The sequence below is a fragment of the Streptomyces sp. DH24 genome, assembly GCF_029813775.1.
Taxonomy (GTDB): domain Bacteria; phylum Actinomycetota; class Actinomycetes; order Streptomycetales; family Streptomycetaceae; genus Streptomyces.
Genome location: NZ_JARVKW010000090.1, coordinates 1 through 2,337 on the forward strand (window position 1 = coordinate 1; position 2,337 = coordinate 2,337).

At 73.9% G+C, this 2,337-nt stretch carries 2 protein-coding genes; both read right to left on the reverse strand.

The window, feature by feature from the left end; genetic code table 11:
• Positions 1-51: 51 nt before the first annotated feature.
• Complete coding sequence (locus QC282_RS31950; protein ID WP_279553094.1) at positions 52-954, reverse strand: tRNA (adenine-N1)-methyltransferase; 903 nt, start codon at positions 952-954, stop codon at positions 52-54.
• Positions 955-1,001: 47 nt separating this feature from the next.
• Positions 1,002-2,337: site-2 protease family protein (locus tag QC282_RS31955; RefSeq protein ID WP_279553095.1), on the reverse strand; the 1,336-nt coding region annotated here is incomplete at its 5' end.

Below are 2,337 nucleotides of genomic sequence, written 5' to 3' on the forward strand. Positions count from 1 at the left end.
CGCCCCCCCCCCCCGGCGCTGCGGCGTTGTACGCGACACACGGCGCACGGCCTAGCGGCCGGCGCCTCCGTCGGCGTTGGGGCCGGCGTAGTCCTCGCCGTAGGCGCCCTTGGCGGGGCGGCGGCGGCGCATGGGCGGCTCGACGCCGTCGGCGAGGCGGCGGGCGGTGAGCAGGAAGCCGGTGTGGCCGATCATCCGGTGGTCCGGGCGGACGGCCAGGCCCTCGATGTGCCAGTTGCGGATCATCGTCTCCCAGGAGGTCGGCTCGTTGAAGCAGCCGATCTCGCGGATGGACTCGACGGTCCGGGCGAGCTGGGTGGTGGTCGCGACGTAACAGCACAGGATGCCGCCGGGCACGAGCGCCTTGGAGACGGCCTCCAGGCACTCCCACGGGGCGAGCATGTCGAGGATGACGCGGTCGACGTCCGTGTCGGACAGGTTGTCCTGGAGGTCGCCGACGGTGAGCTGCCAGGCGGGGTGCGGGCCGCCGAAGTAGCGCTCCACGTTCTGCTTCGCGATCTCGGCGAAGTCCTCGCGGCGCTCGTAGCTGTGCAGCATGCCCTGGTCGCCGATGGCCCGCAGCAGGAAGCTGCTGAGCGAGCCGGAGCCGACGCCGGCCTCGACGACGCGCGCGCCGGGGAAGATGTCGGCGAAGGCGAGGATCTGCCCCGCGTCCTTCGGGTAGACGACGGCTGCCCCGCGGGGCATGGACAGGACGTAGTCGGGGAGCAGGGGGCGCAGCGCGAGGTAGGCGACGTTCCCGGTGGTGCGGACAACGCTGCCCTCGGGAGCGCCGATCAGTTCGTCGTGGGGGAAGGAACCCTTGTGGGTGTGGAAGTTCTTCCCGGCCTCGAGCGTGAACGTGTAGTGGCGGCCCTTGGGGTCGGTCAGCTGAACCTGGTCCCCGACCTTGAAGGGCCCGCGCCTGCGGGCGGCACCGGTCGGTTCGGACATGTGACCAGCCTACCGGCAGCCGGGAGGGCCGCCGACCACGCGGGGGCTCAGCTGGGCCGGGCCATCGCCTTCACGAAGGCCCGCTCGACGTCGGCCGCCGACAGCACGCCGTAGATCTCGCCGGTCTCCTCCACCACCAGGTACTCGGTGGCGGGCGGGGCGCGCAGGGCGTCGAGCAGTTCCTCGCCGGCCAGCTCCGCCGAGACGCGCATCCCGTCCGTGAGGTCCTGGGCGAGGCCGCTGACCGCGACCCAGGGCCGGCGGTGCGCGGGTACGCCGACGATGGCGGCCTCGCGGACCAGGGAGAGCGGGGTGCCCTCGGCGTCGACGACGACCAGGGCACGGGCCCCGGCGGCGTTGGCCCGTCGCAGGGCCTCGGAGAGCGGGGTGTCGGTCTCGACGGGGACGGCGCGGCGGGTGAGGGTCCGGGCGCGCAGCTCCGGGAGGTGTTCGCGCAGGCGTGCCATGCGCAGGCTGTTGCCGGCGCCGGTCCAGATGATGGCGGCGAGGATCGCGGCGAGCAGCGCGTCCATGACCGTGTCCATGCCGACGCTGTCCTCGGCGGCGGAGCCGAGCGCACCGGACTGCGTGAGCAGCGGGAGCCCCACGAGGACGGCGACGGCGAGGGCCCGGCCGACCCAGGCGGCGGCGACGGTGCCGGCCATGGGCCTGCCGCTGATCTTCCAGACGACGGCGCGGAGCATGCGGCCGCCGTCCAGCGGGAGGCCGGGCAGCAGGTTGAAGGCGGCCACGATGAGGTTGGAGATCATCAGGCCGGCCAGCAGGACGCCCGGGACCGTGCCGGGCTCGACGGTCTGCATGGCGAGGTAGAACAGGCCCGCGAGGACGAGGGAGAGCAGGGGCCCGACGAACGCGAGGACGAACTCGCGGCCGGGGGTCTCGGCCTCCTTCTCGATCTCGGAGACGCCGCCGAAGAACTGGAGCTGGATGCGGCGGACCGGGAGTTTGAAGCGGAGCGCGGCGACCGTGTGGGCCAGTTCGTGCACGAGCACGGACGCGTAGAAGGCGACCGCGAAGAAGAGGGACACCAGGTAGCGCGCGGCGCCCAGCTCGGGCAGGATCCGGTCGAGCTGGCCGCCGAACACCCAGGTGATCAGGGCGGCGACGAGGAACCAGCTCGGCGCGACGTACACGGGCACGCCGAACGGCCGGCCCATGAGCAGTCCGCCGCCGGGCCCGGGGCGCTTCGCGGGCCGGCCCCGGCCGGAGCGCGCGAGCGTGCGGTGCGGGTCGTGGTGGTCGGCCTCGGCGTCGCCGGCCGGTGCCCCGAAGTTTCCGGTGGGCGGGGTCTCGTCGGGCTCGGTGCGTGGCTGCGGCGTCCCGGACCGTCCGGTGTCCGGCGTTTCCGGGGGCTCGGTGCCG

Bases quoted from the DNA above. Each gene is read 5' to 3' on its own strand.
- QC282_RS31950 (WP_279553094.1), bottom strand. From the start codon at position 954: ATGTCCGAACCGACCGGTGCCGCCCGCAGGCGCGGGCCCTTCAAGGTC.